This is a genomic window from Niabella aurantiaca DSM 17617 (assembly GCF_000374125.1).
In the GTDB taxonomy this organism is placed as follows: domain Bacteria; phylum Bacteroidota; class Bacteroidia; order Chitinophagales; family Chitinophagaceae; genus Niabella; species Niabella aurantiaca.
The window spans coordinates 69,876-87,492 of the sequence record NZ_KB893632.1 but is presented as its reverse complement, the minus strand read 5'-3'; the positions used below and the strand labels follow the sequence as shown (position 1 = coordinate 87,492).

The window sequence follows — 17,617 nt, the reverse complement described above, 5'->3', positions numbered from 1 at the left end:
TTGTTCTGACAAGAAAATGCAATACCGAAAAGACCTGCCGCTTTTGCCAAGTGTACCCTCCTGCCGGATGAAGCACCTTCGTAAAGTTTCCGGCACCCCGGCCCCTTTTTTCCGCCGGGAAATAAAATGGGTCCTCCTTATTTACCTGCTTGGTTCCGGCCACCTCAGCGCTTTTTGCCAGTTTCAACCACTCATAAAAAAGCTGGCTGCCAATGATTCCATCAACACCAATCTGCCAAGGGAGAAAATTTTCATCCACTATGACCGCCCCTACTACAACGTAAAGGATACCTTATGGATGAAGGGATATATTTTATCTGCAAGCGAAAATGCCATCCTTGACAGCACGGGCATTGCGTATATTGAGGTCATCAACGCTTCTAATGAGATCGTAAAACGAACTGCAGCGCCCTGCTACTGGGGACGCTTTCAGAGTAATATTGTTTTAACGGAAGATGATTTTCCACAGGGAAGTTATGTGTTGCGGGCCTATACCAACTGGATGCGCAATTTTGGGGACTCGCTTTTCTTTGAAAGCCGCTTTACCGTTATCAATCCCGTTTCAGGCGCATGGAATGCCCGCGTTCATGATCTAAAGTTTTCCGGCAGCCGTATAACCCTGCTTGCCGAACTCACAACCAACAGCCTGCGCGCCATTGCGTACAGGAAAGTCGCAGTAAGGGTCCGGTCAAAAAACAGGAACCTGCTCCGGATACAGACTATCACCGACGCCGGGGGAAATTTGTCCCTGGATACGGTGCTGAAAAGCGATGCTACCAACAAAGATCTTGTAATCGAAATAGCCGACAAAGAGGACCTTAAATTGCAGATACCGGTAAAAGCAGCTGATCAGTCCGTCATTGACCTGCAGTTCCTGCCGGAAGGCGGGAGCTTCATCGCCGGGAGAAAGCAACAGCTGGGATTTAAAGCCGTGAACCTGTATGGTAACGGTGTAGATGTGAAAGGCATTATCAAAAATGACCAGGGACAGGAAATAGCCCGCTTTGCGTCCATCCATAAAGGGATGGGGGCCGTTACTTTTACCCCGCAGCCCGGTGACCATTATACCGCTTTCCCGGAGGGCGCGCTTCCGGTAAAACTGCCCGACGCAAAACAATCGGGCACCTTGCTGCAGGTGATCAATGATCCTGCTTCGGATAGCATACAGGTAAACATCGATGCCACAGCAGACCTTCATGGAGAAAAATGCTACTTTACCGGAACCACAAGAGGTAATCTGTTTGCAAAAGGATCGGTTGCCCTGTCTGCCGTTCCACACAGCATCAGCATTGCCAAGAGCATGCTTCCTTCCGGCATTACACGGTTTACACTGTACAACAGTCTGATGCAGCCTGTAAATGAAAGAGCTGTTTTTATCTGGCAGAACGACTCCCTTCGGTTATCATTGACGGCCAGTAAAGAAGTTTACCGCAATAAGGACAGTGTGTCCCTGCTGCTGACCGTAAAAGGCGGCGCAGACAGCAACACTACCGGAAGTTTTTCTGTGGCAGTGATCGATACCAGCCAGGTCGGGATCAACCAGCAGGCGGAAAACATACTCAGCTATATGCTGCTCAGCTCTGATCTGAAAGGCCATGTTGAAGAGCCCTATTATTACTTCCGGCAGCGGGCCCCGGACGCTGCGGACGCATTAATGCTTACCCAGGGCTGGGTACACTATGAATGGCCGCCCGGAGGCTTTCACTTTGACCGGGAGGACGTATTTAAAATAAGCGGCAAGGCCTCAAATATCTTTAACAAGCCCTTTGCCAATACAAAAGTTGTTATATTCGGAAAAGTTGGCCGGCAGGGGGTCTTTCTCTTGGACACCATAACCAACAATAAGGGCATTTTCACTTTCGACCGGTTCCCCTATTTCAGCAAAGACAGCGTCAGCCTGGTCATCGAGGCTTTTAACCGGAAGGGAAGAGCCTTCAACATCGGCATCGATCTGCACGAACCTGAATTTCCACCCTACACTGGTAGCGGAACCGCTGCCTTTGAGCATCAGAACATCTTACTGGATACGGCCACCGCGCAGTTTGTACGCCGCCAAATGGCCATCCGCAACCTGATCAAAAAGCACGGGGAATACCTGGATGAAGTCGTCGTAAAGACGACCGCCGCAATTCCCGGTTCAAAAAATCTGAATAAAAATGGAGGCGCCGACCAGGTGATCTATGAAAAAACGCTGGACAAAATGCCCAAGGAAACACTGCTCAGCGTTTTATACAAGCAGGTAAAAGGGTTTGGACTGGGCTCCCTGCCAAGAAGCAATAACCTCCTCTACCTGATCAACGGCAACATCGTACGGTTCATCATCGATGGCGTCGATCTTCATTTCTTCTACGACCCCGGAAGCGGGGGTGGCGGCCCGAACGATTACCAGCTTTTCCTGGATGCCTACCTGAAATATTTTTCTGCCGAGGATATACGGGCCATCGAAATTATGAACACGCCGAAATTCAATTCGCCCTATCGCTCCTCCTTTTTGAGCATCCAGGAGCAAATGAATTCCGGGCCGGTAACCAGGGACTATTCTTTTGTGGAGATCACTACCCGGTCCGGCTCCGGCCCTTTCCTAAAGAAAACGCCGGGCATCTACCTATACAGGCCGGTGGTGCCGGTGCTTGCCAAACAGTTTTACAGTCCACGGTACATGTCGCCCGATGAAAAGACCGCCGTACCTGATCTCCGCACTACCGTTTACTGGAACCCGGAAGTAATGACCAATAAAGATGGAAAAGCCCGATTTTCATTCTATACATCAGAAAGCAGCAGCAATTATATGATCATTGTACAGGGGGCCAATCTAACGGGAAAACTGGGAGTACTCTATCAGCCCCTGGCGGTACAAAAGAACGGGGAATAAGATACACCACCTGTTTCGAAGCAATGCTTTCTTTAAATTGATCACCGCAATCACAGGCAAACCCGTTGCTGTCAGCGTTCTTCACAAGGAACTTTGTGCAGAGACACCGACTGGGTAAAGCTCAGTTCCTGCAAGCTTTTAAACACCAGCTTCCCATCCTGTTCTTCCATTTGCCCATATCCTTCCGTAGCAGTGCTGTCGCCGAGCAGGAATGCAACCTGGCGTACCGATTCTTTTCCTTCTGACGTAAAGGTATAATCAGCGATCAGCGTATCGCCCTTCAGCGTTCCTTCGATCGTTCCCCGGTTCCGGTCCTTTTCGTAAAAATCATACGAAAGCGAACCTGTTACCACATTGGGAAATACCTCCGTTTTCAGAAAGAAGGAGTCCTTTCCCTGCTGACCGGCATAACAGGTGGCCGCCGGTATCATTACCTGGTTTTCCCGGTGCCCCGCTGAATCAGCACCATCCGGCGCAGTCGCCGCTTCCTGCGGAGGGGTGTTACAGGACAGGCTCGCCATGAGCACCAACATACACCCTTTTAGCCGTGTATTTATAGTTTTCATCATCAGCTAAGTTAATCATTATCTTCCATGATGGCCGCTTGAAGCAGGATCCATTTCCAAATTACAGTGACCTTATAAATGCACCTGAAGAAGCACAGCCCTTTAAACAGGGCGCAAGGGTCATACGGCGACATCTCAAAAACGCTCTCCGGAAAAAAACAGGGCGGGGGATGTTGCCAAATACTCTTTTTTAACGTTCTCCCTTTACAACCCCTTACTAAAACGAAACTTATATGAACACATTATTGAAATTACTGCTGCCTGCCATCACCTTTTTGGTATTTACCGGCTGCGAGAAAGAAAACACCGGGATGGATGCGATGCCTTTATTTGGAGACCCCTTTGCTTTTTCCGATCTGCCAGAGTTTGAGAAATATAAGGACTATGAGGAAAACCCGTTCATAAAAGCGGCAGATCACCCGTTGTCCACTTTTTCGGTCGATGCAGACGGAGCCTCCTATTCCAATATGCGCCGTTTTACCCATATGGGCCAGCTTCCACCAAAGGCGTCCGTAAGAATTGAGGAATACATCAATTACTTTACTTACAATTATCACGAGCCGGATGGCAATGAAAATGTAGCCATCAATGCAGAAACGGCAACCTGCCCCTGGAATGCAGCGCATCACCTCATCCGCATTGGTATGAAGGGGCAAACCATCAGTGAAGCAGCGCTTCCCGGCTCCAATTATGTTTTCTTAATTGATGTTTCGGGCTCCATGAACTCGTATGATAAACTGGCCGTCCTCAAATCGGGATTCAAATTAATGGCCGATGGCCTGAAGGATAAAGATAAAGTGGCTATTGTTATCTATGCAGGCAGCGCCGGCGTGCTGCTTCAGTCAACCCCCGGCAGTGAAAAGGAAAAGATCAAGAAAGCCATTGACCAACTGGGCGCAGGAGGCTCAACCGCCGGGGCCGCTGGTATCAGCACCGCATATGAAATAGCGCAAAAGAATTTTATCGAAGACGGAAACAACCGGGTGATCTTAGGCACCGACGGTGATTTTAATATAGGCGTTACCAATTCCGATGAGCTGATAAAGATGATCGAAACCAAAAGAAAAAGCGGTATCTACCTGACCGTGCTGGGCGTGGGCAGCGGCAATCTCAACGACCATATGATGGAGCAACTTGCCAATAAAGGAAATGGCAACTATGAATATATCGACAACGCCAAACAGATCCAAAAAGTATTCTCTTTTGAAACATCCCGGTTTTATACAGTTGCCACAGATTCCAAAATACAAATAATCTTCAATCCCGCCAGGGTCGAATCTTACCGGCTGATCGGCTATGAGAACAGGGCATTAAAAGACGGGGACTTCGAGGATGAAAAGACCGATGCCGGCGAAATCGGCTCCGGCCAAACCATCACAGCCCTCTATGAAGTGGTGCTGAAAGAGGCGGTCGTAAATGAAAAATTTGCTGAGTTTAATTTTAAATACAAAGTGCCGGGAAACGGGGATAGCCGTTCGCTGCAGCTCGAGATCAAAACACCCCCGGTTCCTATAGCCGCCGCATCTGAAAACATGCGGTTTGCAACCGCTGTTACCGGCTGGGGGCTGCTGATGAAACAATCTGCCTACAAAGGCAGCCTGAATAAAAGGATGATCCTTGAGCTGGCGAATACGGCGATCACCTATGATCCCAACGGCTTCCGGAAGGAGTTTACAGAGATCGTTAAGAATGCAGGCTTATGATAAGCCGGTCAAAAAACGATGCGGGATCATGAACTGTTTAAAACCAGATCTGGAGTCGTTTAAACTTTTCGGATAGTGGCAAACCGCCACCCCGATGGGGCTTTATGCTGCTTGGCCGATCCATTTTCTTACCCGCCTAACGCTCTTACAGGGCCGGCTCATAGGAACTCTTTGCTGGTAAAAAAACACTTATACGATTTTTGAGCCCCATCGGGGTCACATATAGAAAAAGCAGAAACAGCCTCTCAGAGATCAGGGCAAACGCATCTAAATTTTATAAGTAGTATTTTTGTTATAGTATAGCACATACCTCTGTGTTCCAATGGTCCGGAACAGAGCATCTGCGGCTGATTCTTTGCTGCTGGCTGAATACACAGAAGAGGTTTCCCATTTTGTTGAAAGCAACCGATAAACGGTCTTTTGTAGTGAAACCGTTTAAACGCGTTTGGCCCGGCTCAGAGATATTTTCCGGTATAGCTGTTCTTTACTTTTTTTATACCGGAGGGAACGCCTTCATAAACCAGCTTCCCGCCGCCATCGCCCGCTTCCGGGCCCAGCTCTATAAGCCAGTCGGCACTTTTGATCACATCAATATTGTGCTCGACGACCAGTACTGTATGCCCCTGCTCGATCAGCGCATTAAAAGAAGCGAGCAGCTTTTTAATGTCATGAAAATGCAGGCCTGTTGTAGGTTCATCAAAAATAAAAAGGACCTTATGACTGCTTTTTCCTCCCTCTGACCTTGACGCCCGGCCAGGCTTTCCTAAAAAAGAAGCCAGCTTCACCCGCTGTGCCTCCCCGCCGGAAAGCGTATCGGAGGATTGTCCCAGCTTTATATACCCCAACCCCACATCGCTCAGCGGCTGTATCGCCTCCTTTATCTTCTTCTCCTCTTTAAAAAATTCCAGCGAGGCATCCACGCTCATTTCAAGAACATCATGAATGCTCTTCTCCCTGTATTTAACTTCCAGTACCTCTTCCTTAAAGCGTTTGCCGCCGCAGCTTTCGCATACCAGGTGTACATCTGCCAGGAACTGCATCTCAACCACCTGTTCGCCTTCGCCTTTGCAGGTATCACAACGGCCGCCATCCACATTAAAGGAAAAGTGTTTGGGCTGAAACCCCCGCATCTTGCTCAACGGCTGTTTTGCAAAAAGGTCGCGTATTTCATCATACGCCTTTATATAGGTTACCGGGTTGCTCCGCGACGATTTACCGATGGGATTCTGATCTACCATCTCTATCTGGTGCACACTGTCCACATCGCCGGTAATGGCTTTATGAAAACCGATCTTATCACCGGAAATTACCGGTTCTCCCTTCATTTTCTGCAATGCGGGGTACAGGATCTGTTTTACCAGTGTGGTCTTTCCGCTGCCACTGACCCCGCTGACGACCACCAGTACATTCAGGGGAAAGGTAACGGTAACATCTTTCAGGTTATGCTGCCGCGCCCCTTCCACTTTTATAAAGCGCGTCCAGCTACGGGTTGCTGCGGGAGGCTCAATGGAAAAAGTACCGCTCAGGTATTTTCCGGTAAGGCTGTTCTTATCTTTCAGCAATTCTTTATAGCTGCCTTCTGCTACTACCTCGCCACCAAGGTGCGCCGCAAGCGGGCCCATATCAATGATATGATCTGCATGACGCATTACCATATCATCATGCTCCACGACCACTACGGTATTATTGAGGTCGCGCAGTTCTTTCAGCACGTTGATCAGATTGTCCGTGTCACGCGAGTGCAGGCCAATGGAAGGTTCATCCAATATGTAAAGGGAATTGGTCAGGTTGCTTCCCAGGCTCCGGGTCAGCTGTATCCGCTGGCTCTCGCCACCACTGAGCGTATTGGCCACCCGGCTCATGGTCAGATACCCCAACCCTACTTTTAATAGCGTATCCAGGCGGTTGTTTATTTCCAGCAGGATCCGTTTGGCGATGGCCGCTTTATGCGCAGGCAATTTTAATTTTTCAAACCAGGCTTTCAGATCCTTAGCCGGCATTTCGCCAAGTGCTCCGATGTGTTGGCTGCCTACTTTTACATACAATGCTTCCTTACGCAACCGGTATCCTTCGCAATCCGGGCAGGTAGTACGTCCCCGGTAGCGGCTCAGCAGCACGCGGTACTGCACCTTATACAGATTCTGCTCTACCTCTTTAAAAAAATCATTGACGCCGTAAACCGAACTGTTTCCCTTCCATAAAAGGTCATATTGTTCTTTTGTAAGATCGGCTACCGGTTTGTGGATGGGAAAGTCATATTTGGTGGCAGCCCGAATAAACCGGTCTTTCCATTTACCCAGCTTTTCTCCTTTCCAGGGAGCCACCGCTCCTTCAAAAACACTCAGCCGTTTATCCGGGATCACCAGGTCGGCATCAATCCCCAGCACCAGGCTGAAGCCCTCGCAGGTAGGACAGGCGCCCAGCGGGTTATTAAAGGAAAACAAATTCGGATTGGGCTCTTCAAATACGATCCCGTCCAGTTCAAACCGGTTATTAAAATCAAGTAGCTGCGCATGGCCGTCCGGTGTGATCATTTGTACAAAAACGGTCCCCTCTCCTTCATAAAAAGCGGTGCCGATCGAATCCCCCAGGCGGTGGCGGTCGTCCTCATCCAACTCCCGCGCAATGATCCGGTCGATCAGTATAAATACCGGCGGCGATGATTTTGTTTTTGTCGCCGCCTTTTGCACCCCCAGCAACCGGGAAACAGCAGCATCGTCCTGCTCCAGCAGATCTTCAATATCCAGTACTTCCAGGTCCGTTGCCCGCGTTCCTCCCCCTGCTGCAACCCGGGTAAATCCCTTTTGCAGCAATATATTCAGCTCCTCACGTACATTGCGGTTGGAGTGGAGTTTAAAGGGCACCAGTATAAAGACCTTGCTCCCTGGCTCCAGCTTTTCGATGGCCGCAACCACATCCGTTACATCATCTTTTTTCACCTCTTTTCCCGAAACGGGAGAAATGGTGGTGCCAGCCCTTGCAAACAGCAGGCGGAGGTAATCGTAGATCTCCGTCATGGTGCCCACAGTGCTCCTCGGCGTACGGGTAATGACCTTCTGTTCGATGGCAATGGCCGGACAAAGGTTCTTGATATAATCCACATCGGGCTTATTCATCCGGTTCAGGAACTGGCGGGCATAAGCACTCAGGCTCTCCGCGTACCGCCGCTGTCCCTCCGCATACAATGTGTCAATGGTCAGCGAAGATTTGCCTGACCCCGAAACACCGGTTACTACTATGAATTTATTCCTGGGAAAACCAACTGTTACATTTTTCAGGTTATGTACCCGGGCGCCTTTCACAAAAATCTCATCTTTCTTTTCCACGGTTTTTGCCTTCGCCATTCCATTTACATTTTAAGAGGGCACAAATTTAGCTTTAAAATCCCTGAAAAAGATATCCGATATTCATCGCCCGGAGATATTTTAACCTGGTCGATGAATATTGCGTGTAATGGCACCATCTCTCTTCATGAGACTATGTATCAGCAAATTACAAATAATGTTAAAAAATTTTAACATTATTTTGAAGGTTTTGGGGGCAATTTCTAAAGAGAAAGCGCTGCCCATAAACGTTGAAACTCCTATTTTCGCAACACTCATTTACCCAAATAATAGAGATCTGGGGAGCGGAGGGGTAAATTCGGAGGTTATTGAACTAAGTTTTAATCTAAAAAATGTGGGAATCGTTTCCCGCAGCAATTGGACAACGGATGATAACTTACTTAAAGAAGACTGATAACGAGCTCATAAATTTATTTTCAAAAGGACATACTCCTGCGCTGGATTCATTGCTGAACCGCTATCAGGAGAAATTGTTCAGCACCATACTTTTTCTGGTAAAGGATAAATATCATGCCGAGGATATCTGTCAGGATGTTTTTATAAAGATTATTGAAACATTAAAGAATGGCAAATACAAAGAGGAAGGCAAATTTTTACCCTGGGCCATGCGCATCGCGCACAATCTTTGTGTAGACTATTTCAGAAAGCTGAAGCGCATCCCGTTCACCAAGAACAGTGTGGATCATGAAATGCTGGATGCCATTAACTCGGCGGACCAGAACGTAGAAGAAAAGATCATCACCGTCCAGAATATTGGTAAGGCCCAGGACATGCTGGAGCAATTACCGGAAGAGCAGCGGGAAGTTATCATTCTCCGCCACTTTGCAAACCTGAGTTTTAAGGAAATAGCCGACATGACCGGATGCAGTATTAATACTGCGCTGGGAAGGATGCGCTACGGCCTGCTGAACCTCAGGAAAATGATGACGGGTAAATAAAGAGCATGTCATCTTGTAACTCCTGATGGAAAAAGAGATTCAGCGGTTTTCTTAAACTTGTTTGAATTTATTTGCCGAATACCACCCGGTTGTTACAAGATGACGACTAATTGAGCCGCCCTGGAACAAAAATCCGGGGCGGCTTTTTTGTGCTTCCCTTTTCATGATTACCCCGCAGACCCACCCTGATGCCTGTGAAGCCGATTCATTTCATTTCAAACGTTGTAGTAAAAATTGCTGGTTTTATTTCGGCAGCCTGTCAATGAAAGTTGCTATTTTAGTTTCCTGTAACAATAGAAATTGCCTGCAACGATTGCATTACAAAACTTTGTTGCTATCAGGCGCTCACAACAGCTTCAATACTGTTTTAATTTTTAAGAAAATGTCTAACGCAAAAAGCAGAAGAAATTTCATCAAAAGTTCCGCCACCATTTCGGCAGGCGCATTCTTATTGCCCAAGGTGCCCATGATCGTCCCTTCCTCTTTTTTTACAAAAGATGCACCCAGCAATAAGATCAATATCGGGCAGATCGGCTGCGGCCGTATTGCCATGACGCATGATCTTGTAGAAACCTTTAAGCACGAATCGGCACGGATCGTAGCCATGGCTGATGTGGACCGGTACCGTTTGGAGGCCGGTAAAAAAAGAGTGGAGGGCTGGTACACAAAAAAGACCGGCAAGGCCGACTACATCGACATTAAAATGTACGACGACTACCAGGAGCTGCTGGTCAATAAAGACATTGACGCAGTGATCATCAGCACACCGGATCACTGGCACGCACAACCCGCCATGGAGGCCGCGATTGCCGGTAAACATATCTACCTGCAAAAACCGACTTCTCTTACTATTGAAGAGGGCCGTTCCATGAGCGATGTGGTACGCAAATCGGGCGTGGTATTTCAACTGGGAAGCCAGCAGCGTTCCGTTCATCCCTGGCCACAGTTCAAAAAAGCATGCGAACTGGTACGGAACGGCCGTATTGGCAAACTACACACCGTACACGTAGGCCTGCCCGCAGACCCCGCCGGCGGCAATACCACGGAAATGCCCATTCCCGAAGGGTTCAATTATGATATGTGGCTGGGCTCCACCCCTTATATCTACTATACGCAGGACCGCGTGCACAATCAAAAGGAAGTAGAGTCCCGGGGCGGCTGGCTGCGGCAGGAGCAATTCGGCGCCGGCATGATCACCGGCTGGGGCGTGCACCACATCGACATTGCCCACTGGGGAATGAATACCGAACTGACCGGCCCCATCGAGGTCGAAGGCTCTGCGCAATTTCCAAAAACGGGGTTGTGGAACGTTCATGGCGACTATGAAGTAACCGCCAAATACGCCAATGGCGTTACCATGCTGATCAACAGCAAAAATCCCAACGGCGTTAAATTTGTAGGCAGTAATGGCTGGATCTTTGTAACCCGCGGCAATGTGGGGGTAACCGCCTCCGATCCCGGTGCCGGAGATAAACAAAACAAAGCCTTTAGTTCCAGCGATCCAAAGCTTCTTACCTCCGTAATCGGCCCTAATGAAGTGCATCTGTATGAGAGCCGGGAGCAGCACCTGAACTGGGTTGATTGCATCATCAGTAAAAAACCCAATATCAGTCCGGCCGAAGTAGCGCACCGCTCCTGCAGCGCCTGCCTGGTAGCACACGCCGCCATGAAGCTGGGAACAAAGCTGTACTGGGATCCGAAAAAGGAGGTCTTTAAAAACAATATCGAAGCCAATAAGCTTTTGTCAAGACCGCAGCGTCATCCCTACGGAACAAACTATGTACTGAACAAACAAAAAAAATAAATGAAAAAAATCATATTACCGGTTGCCTTGCTCGCAATTATGGGATCCTGTAAAAATAACGGATCCGGCAGCTCCTTTGCAGAAGATTCATCGCGGATCACCCTGATAACACTGGACCCGGGGCACTTTCATGCCGCCCTGGTGCAAAAAGAAATGTACCCGGACGTGGACAGCAACGTATATGTGTATGCCCCGGAAGGAGAGGATATTGAGCTGCACTTAAAAAGGATCGAATCCTACAACACGCGTGCTGAAAACCCCACCCACTGGAAAGAGAACGTTTATACCGGTGCCGATTTCTTTGAAAAAATGGTCGGTGAAAAAAAAGGCAATGTGGTGGTCATGAGCGGCAACAACCGGAAAAAAGCAGAATACGTGCTCAACACGGTAGAGGCTGGCCTGAATGTGCTGGCAGATAAGCCCATGGCCATCGATAAAGCCGGCTTTGAACTGGTAAAGGACGCCTTTGCAAAAGCCGCGGAAAAGCATGTGTTCCTCTATGATATCATGACCGAACGTTTTGAGATCAATACCTTGCTGCAGCGGGAGTTTTCGCAGATCCGGGAAGTATTCGGCGACCTTGAAAAAGGCACTCCGGAAAACCCGGCGGTAACAAAAGAGAGCGTACACTACCTCTACAAATTTGTTTCCGGCTCGGTATTGCAGCGTCCCTCCTGGTTCCTGGACGTGACCCAGCAGGGGGAAGGCATTGTGGATGTAACCACGCACCTGGTGGACCTGGTTCAATGGGAATGTTTTCCGGAACAGGTCATCGATTACCAGAAAGACATCGAAATGGTGTCCGCAAAACGCTGGACAACCCCCATTACCCTCAGCCAGTTTTCCGAGATCACCAAGCAGCCCGCTTTTCCGGATTACCTCAAAAAAGATGTAAAGAACGATTCTGTTCTGAATATTTACTGCAACGGTGCCTTTACTTATAAATTGCGCGGAGTAAATGCAAAAGTGTCCGTAACCTGGGGATACAAAGCCCCTGAAGGAACGGGAGACACGCACTATTCCATCATGAGGGGCACCCGCGCCAACCTGGTCATTCGCCAGGGAGCCGAACAAAAATACAAGCCGGTGCTCTACATCGAGCCCGTTAAAAAAGCAGATGCCGGTTTTGAAAAAGACCTGACCAGCGCCCTGGCTGGCATACAGGCCAAATACCCCGGCATCGAACTGACAAAAACGGCCGCGGGCTGGCAGGTAGTGGTACCCGACAAATACAATACCGGGCACGAGGCACATTTTGGCCAGGTAATGCAGCGTTATCTTCAGTTCCTGAAAGAAAAGAACATGCCCGCCTGGGAGGTGCCCAACATGATCGCCAAATACTTTACCACTACGTCGGCACTGGAACTCGCAAAAAAATCAGAAACCAAATAGTAAAATGACAAAGAAGATCCTTTGCCTGCTGGCCTTTGCTGCAATAGCGGGGGCAACCCTGCTTCGTGCACAACGCGTTGGCGGCTGGCAGGTAAAAACAGCCGGAACAGAAGCCTTTTCCATCCCAATGAGCGTGGATCTGGATGCTATTACTTTTGAAGCAGACAGCAACCTGTTGCTGGTGGAAACCACCGGTGGCAAAAAGACCCCCGTTCCCTTTCAGATCGAAACCAATGGACGGCGCTGGTTGTACTGGATGCTGGAGCCCGCAAAGCAAAAGACCCGCACATTTGAGCTGACAAAGACACCGGCTTCCCAAAATGCGGCCGGCAGCCTGCAGGCCAGTCTGAACAACGGTGCCCTTACCGTTCAATACGGAAATAAAAACCTTCTGCGCTATCATTCCGAAACCGTATATCCACCCAAAGGGATCGATACCGCTTATAAACGCAGCGGCTTCATCCATCCTTTGTGGACACCCAATGGCGAGGAACTGACCAGGATCAATGCGCCGGACCATTACCATCACTGGGGTATGTGGAACCCCTGGACCCATGTGCTGTTTGAAAAAGATACCGTCGACTTCTGGAACCTGCGGGACCGCAAGGGCACTGTACGCTTTGCCGGTTTTGGCACCGTATTTAACGGACCGGTCTTTTCGGGCTTTGAGGCGCTGCATGAGCACATTGCCTTTAAAAAAGACGGCACCGAAAAAAATGCCATCAACGAGCTGCAGACCGTCAGGATCTACCGGCCGGATACGCATAACGACAGCTATTATATTATGGATATAACCGTACAATTAAGCTGCGCAAGCTCCAGTCCCGTAAAACTCCTGGAGTACCGGTATGGAGGCCTTGGCATTCGCGCCACTGAAGCATGGAATAAGGACAACAGTGTCATTTTTACATCGGAAGGAAAAAACCGGAAGGAAGCCGACGGCAGCACCGCCCGCTGGTGCGTGGCCGAGGGCAAGCTCAACCAGCAATACGGCGGACTGGAAATGATGAGCTACCCGGCAAACTATAACTATCCCGAACCACTGCGGGTATGGCCGGAGAATATGAACAGGCGGGGGGATGTATTCTTGAATTTCTCCCCTACCAAAAATAAAGACTGGCTGCTGGAACCGGGCAAGCAATATCTTTTAAGATACCGTTTCCTGGTGTTCAACAACCAGCTTCCAAAAGAAAACGCGGAAGAAGCGTGGCAATCTTTTGCACATCCGCCAAAAATCACTTTTAAATAAAAACAAGTAATGAAATTACGCAACAGGATCCTTTTTTTTGCAGCCTTTCTGTTCGTTGCCACAACGGTTCAGGGCCAGAATGTTCGTTGGAAAAAAGTAAAAGTACTGGTATACACCAAAAATGGCAAGGGATTCGTACACGATAATATACCCTCTGCCGTTAAGGCCATTCAGCAGCTGGGCGCCGTACATGGCTTTAAAGTAGATACCAGTTCCCAACCCTCGGTAATGACCGAGGCCAACCTGAAACAATATACCCTGCTCATTTTTCCCAGCACCAACAATGATGTATTCGATACCGATGCGCAACGGCTTGCCTTTCGCCGCTACATAGAGGCCGGCGGCGGTTTGGTAGGCATTCACTCCGTTACCGGAACCGAACGGAACTGGCGCTGGTTCAAAATGATGCTGGGCGGAACCTTTGCCTGGCATGCCAAATTTCAGGAATTCACCGTTCGGGTCATTGACACCAAACATCCTTCGATGAAGGACGTTCCTGCGGTTTGGACAAAAGGCGATGAGTGCTACTTTGCAAAAGAAATGTATCCCGGGCCGCATGTACTGATGGTTCATGACCTGCGCACGATTGATACCACCAACGCCGGACAAAAGGAACGGCTTCAGAAAAACAGGGGCAATTATGGCGATTTTTATCCCACCGCCTGGGAGTACCCGTTTGATGGTGGCCATACCTGGGTAACCACACTGGGGCACGATAAAAAAGATTACAGCGACCCGGTCTATCTAAATCATATCCTGGAAGGGATCCGCTTTATTGCCAGCCAGGTAAAAACCATCGACTTCAAAAAGGCCTATGCACAGCACCGGGATGATGAAGTAAGGTTTTAAGCGGCTGGCCAGCCATAAAAAGAGATTTTAACCCTGCCCGGTTTTACCAGGCGGGGTTTTCTTTTGTTTAAGGTTTAAAGTTCAACGTTCCGAGTCAGTTTTTTATACTTAACGTTCCGTTCTTCGTTTTCAAAATCCCATTCCCTATAGCTAAGCATGCGTGTTCAGCCGGGACGGAGCATCAGGGAAAGATATACGCAGACGTTTAACGTTTCCTCCTACATGATATCCGATAAAAATAAGACCCAACGTGAAACCTGAACTCAGAATATTAAACTTTTCACTCCTTTTCCCGATCTCGTAAGCGAATTTTTCCCGATTTCGTAAATGGATTTCCGCATTTAGAAAGTGAAAAACCGGAAAATAACCGTCTTTTGCGGCGAAAATTTATAGGAAATGAGAAGATTTTTGCTGTTTTTGACGACACTAATGACGTTTTTAAGTGCAAATGCACAAACCAACACCGGTAATATCGAGGGGGTGATCACTACTCCGGAGGGCAACCCGGTTCCCAATGTAAATGTAGTGATCAAAGGAAAGAAAAAACATGCGGTCACAAATGAGCAGGGACATTTTGAGTTCAAAGAGATCCCTTACGGGGAATATATACTGGTTTATTCATTTGAAGGAGAAACCAGCCAGGAAGTACCGGTCACCGTTCCACCGGTGAGCACGGAAGCCTCCCAATACAACCTTTCCTTAAACGCCCGCGAATTAAAAGAAGTGATCGTACGCATCGGCGGCAGCATCAACCAGGGAACGGCGCGGATCGGAAAATCCAATATTCCGATCATGGATCTTCCCCAGGCGGTGACCATCATCGGGCAATCGACCATCGAAAACCAGCAGGCGCAGCGTTTAAGCGATGTGATCAAGAATGTAAACGGTGTTTACCTGGGCGGGGCCCGGGCCAGCACCCAGGAAACCTTTTATGCCCGCGGTTACAACCTGGGCAATACCAATACCTTTAAGAACGGCTTCCGTGTCAACAGCGGGGCTATGCCGGAAATGAGCGCCATTGAAAGCGTAGAGGTTTTAAAAGGGGGTGCAGCGCTTTTATATGGTAACGTAGCGCCCGGCGGTATCATCAACATGATCACCAAAAAACCAAGGTTTAATTTTGGAGGCGAAATAAGCATGCGGGTGGGCAGTTATGATCTTTACAAACCGTCGGTTGATATTTACGGGCCCATCAGCCAATCCGTTGCCTACCGCCTGAACGGCACTTATGAAAAAGCCAACAGCTACCGCGACGATGTGCATTCCGAGCGGTTTTATGTAAACCCCTCGCTTCTGTTTAAACTAAGCGAAAAAACAAAGTTGCTGGTACAGGGCGATTACCTGCAGCATGAGTTCACGCCAGACTTCGGTATTGGAACTATGAGTGATAAAGCCGGTGTATATGGTGGTAAAACAGTTACCCCCGTAAGCCGCAATGCATTTTTTGGAGCTCCCTGGCAACACGCCAAAACCAACCAGGCCACCGCATCGGCCGAGTTCAATCATACATTCAATGACAGCTGGCAGCTCAATGCCCTGGCCGGATATCAGAACTATGAAAGAGATTATTTTTCTCTGGAGCGCATACAGGCAGATGTAAACGGAAAATGGAGAAGACCTTTGGGCAAAACCAACAATAAGCAGGACTATTATACCGGGCAGGTCAATCTGAACGGCCAGTTCCAAACCGGTGCCATCGTGCATAAATTATTGATCGGCGTGGATGCCGAGCGGGATCTGACTACCAGCCTGGCCTCTTATTACAGTTCCAGCACCTTTTATGATACTATCAGTCTTATTGATCCTTCCGCTTATACAGCACGTACCGACATGCCCACTGATTGGAAATGGAAAAGCTCTGCAGATGCCTCTGTAACACGTTTTGGAGCTTATGTACAGGATTTTGTAGCCCTTTCAGAAAAATTCAAAATACTGGCAGGCATCCGCTGGTCCTTTCAGCAGACCAGTCCTACAAAAACCACATATCTCCAAAACGACTCCCTTGCATACGGCAGCATACAAATTGACAAAGCCTTTTCACCCAGGATCGGCCTGGTATATCAACCAACCAATCATACCACTGTTTTTTCAAGCTATTCCAACTCATTCTCTCCCAATTCAGGCAGGGACATCAACAACCAGCCGCTCAAACCGTCATTCATCGACCAGTTTGAACTGGGTGTAAAAAATGACTTCTTTGATGGCTTGCTAAGCGCAAATCTTACGCTGTATCGCATCATCAACAGCAATCTGTCACAGCCCTCTCTTGAAAATCCGGAATACAGGGAACTGACCGGGCAAACCACCAGCGATGGTATTGAAGTGGATCTGAAAAGCCAGCCCATAAAAGGATGGGACATCCTGGCCGGTTATAGCTACAATAACATGCGTTATACCAAAACCTCCGGCCGGAAAGGAAGCTTTGTGGAAGGGCCGCGCCTGGTAAACAGTCCTGCGCATACCGCCAATGCCACTACTTTTTATACCTTCCGGGAAGGAGCCGTACGCGGATTGAAATTAGGAGCGGGTATCTACTATATAGGTGAGCGCAATGCTGGCTGGAGCAATGACTACGCAGATGATAACGGTGCCATCCGGGATCGTATGTTTACAGTAAAAGGGTTTACTACCGTGGATGTTTCCGCAGGCTATACCTACAAAAAATGGTCGTTGCTGGCCAAACTGGCAAATATCACCAATACCTTTAACTATTATGTGCATGAGAACTACAGCATCAATCCCATTCCTCCGCGGAATTTTGTGGTAACTGCTGCATTTAAGTTCTGATCGATCTGTTTTTAAAAAAAGAAGCCGTCTCAAAAGTAACTGGGGCGGCTTTTTCATTTTTGAAATAAAAAGCATGCCCATATTTACATGATATTATTTTGGTCCCTGCTTCA

Annotated in this window: 11 protein-coding genes; 9 read left to right on the top strand and 2 right to left on the bottom strand. The window is 48.5% G+C overall.

Annotated elements, in window-relative coordinates:
* Nucleotides 1–16 precede the first annotated feature (16 nt).
* Nucleotides 17–2,872 (top strand): hypothetical protein, encoded by a 2,856-nt coding sequence (locus B160_RS0112375; protein WP_018628236.1) that lies wholly within the window; start codon nucleotides 17–19, stop codon nucleotides 2,870–2,872.
* A 71-nt stretch (nucleotides 2,873–2,943) separates the two neighbouring features.
* Here B160_RS0112375 and B160_RS29000 read toward each other — a convergent pair whose 3' ends face one another.
* Nucleotides 2,944–3,441, bottom strand: coding sequence for a hypothetical protein (locus B160_RS29000; protein WP_157558034.1), 498 nt, complete (start codon nucleotides 3,439–3,441; stop codon nucleotides 2,944–2,946).
* Between the two features lie 230 nt (nucleotides 3,442–3,671).
* Between B160_RS29000 and B160_RS0112365 the strand changes: the two genes are divergently transcribed.
* On the top strand, nucleotides 3,672–5,141 hold the full coding sequence (locus B160_RS0112365) for a vWA domain-containing protein (RefSeq protein WP_018628234.1): 1,470 nt from the start codon (nucleotides 3,672–3,674) through the stop codon (nucleotides 5,139–5,141).
* A 455-nt stretch (nucleotides 5,142–5,596) separates the two neighbouring features.
* On the opposite strand, the gene uvrA is transcribed toward B160_RS0112365, so the two are convergent.
* Nucleotides 5,597–8,485, bottom strand: a complete 2,889-nt coding sequence (uvrA, locus tag B160_RS0112355) for an excinuclease ABC subunit UvrA (RefSeq protein WP_018628232.1) — start codon at nucleotides 8,483–8,485, stop codon at nucleotides 5,597–5,599.
* A gap of 157 nt (nucleotides 8,486–8,642) precedes the next feature.
* Here uvrA and B160_RS0112350 point away from each other — a divergent pair, with 157 nt between their 5' ends.
* The 7 genes from B160_RS0112350 (at nucleotide 8,643) to B160_RS0112320 (ending at nucleotide 17,504) form a co-directional block, all read left to right on the top strand.
* Complete coding sequence (locus B160_RS0112350; protein ID WP_018628231.1) at nucleotides 8,643–8,879, top strand: hypothetical protein; 237 nt, start codon at nucleotides 8,643–8,645, stop codon at nucleotides 8,877–8,879.
* Nucleotides 8,854–9,423, top strand: coding sequence for an RNA polymerase sigma factor (locus B160_RS0112345; protein ID WP_026309726.1), 570 nt, complete (start codon nucleotides 8,854–8,856; stop codon nucleotides 9,421–9,423). The genes B160_RS0112350 and B160_RS0112345 overlap by 26 nt, the downstream gene beginning before the upstream one ends.
* A 382-nt stretch (nucleotides 9,424–9,805) precedes the next feature.
* Nucleotides 9,806–11,227 carry a Gfo/Idh/MocA family protein gene (locus B160_RS0112340; RefSeq protein WP_018628229.1) on the top strand — a complete coding sequence of 474 codons (1,422 nt, stop codon included), beginning with the start codon at nucleotides 9,806–9,808 and terminating at the stop codon, nucleotides 11,225–11,227.
* Nucleotides 11,228–12,619, top strand: coding sequence for a putative oxidoreductase C-terminal domain-containing protein (locus B160_RS0112335; protein ID WP_018628228.1), 1,392 nt, complete (start codon nucleotides 11,228–11,230; stop codon nucleotides 12,617–12,619).
* 4 nt (nucleotides 12,620–12,623) lie between these two features.
* Entirely contained in the window at nucleotides 12,624–13,868 is a 1,245-nt protein-coding gene (locus B160_RS0112330; RefSeq protein ID WP_018628227.1) for a DUF6807 domain-containing protein, read from the top strand.
* A gap of 9 nt (nucleotides 13,869–13,877) precedes the next feature.
* Nucleotides 13,878–14,717 carry a ThuA domain-containing protein gene (locus B160_RS0112325; protein ID WP_018628226.1) on the top strand — a complete coding sequence of 280 codons (840 nt, stop codon included), beginning with the start codon at nucleotides 13,878–13,880 and terminating at the stop codon, nucleotides 14,715–14,717.
* A gap of 396 nt (nucleotides 14,718–15,113) precedes the next feature.
* Nucleotides 15,114–17,504, top strand: a complete 2,391-nt coding sequence (locus B160_RS0112320) for a TonB-dependent receptor (protein WP_026309725.1) — start codon at nucleotides 15,114–15,116, stop codon at nucleotides 17,502–17,504.
* Nucleotides 17,505–17,617: the final 113 nt, after the last annotated feature.

Coding starts and splice junctions, on each gene's coding strand:
- B160_RS0112320 (WP_026309725.1), top strand. CDS start 15,114: ATGAGAAGATTTTTGCTGTTTTTGACGACACTAATGACGTTTTTAAGT.
- B160_RS0112350 (WP_018628231.1), top strand. CDS start 8,643: ATGTTAAAAAATTTTAACATTATTTTGAAGGTTTTGGGGGCAATTTCT.
- B160_RS0112345 (WP_026309726.1), top strand. CDS start 8,854: ATGATAACTTACTTAAAGAAGACTGATAACGAGCTCATAAATTTATTT.
- B160_RS0112325 (WP_018628226.1), top strand. CDS start 13,878: ATGAAATTACGCAACAGGATCCTTTTTTTTGCAGCCTTTCTGTTCGTT.
- B160_RS0112335 (WP_018628228.1), top strand. CDS start 11,228: ATGAAAAAAATCATATTACCGGTTGCCTTGCTCGCAATTATGGGATCC.
- B160_RS0112375 (WP_018628236.1), top strand. CDS start 17: ATGCAATACCGAAAAGACCTGCCGCTTTTGCCAAGTGTACCCTCCTGC.
- B160_RS0112365 (WP_018628234.1), top strand. CDS start 3,672: ATGAACACATTATTGAAATTACTGCTGCCTGCCATCACCTTTTTGGTA.
- B160_RS0112330 (WP_018628227.1), top strand. CDS start 12,624: ATGACAAAGAAGATCCTTTGCCTGCTGGCCTTTGCTGCAATAGCGGGG.
- B160_RS0112340 (WP_018628229.1), top strand. CDS start 9,806: ATGTCTAACGCAAAAAGCAGAAGAAATTTCATCAAAAGTTCCGCCACC.
- B160_RS29000 (WP_157558034.1), bottom strand. CDS start 3,441: ATGATGAAAACTATAAATACACGGCTAAAAGGGTGTATGTTGGTGCTC.
- uvrA (WP_018628232.1), bottom strand. CDS start 8,485: ATGGCGAAGGCAAAAACCGTGGAAAAGAAAGATGAGATTTTTGTGAAA.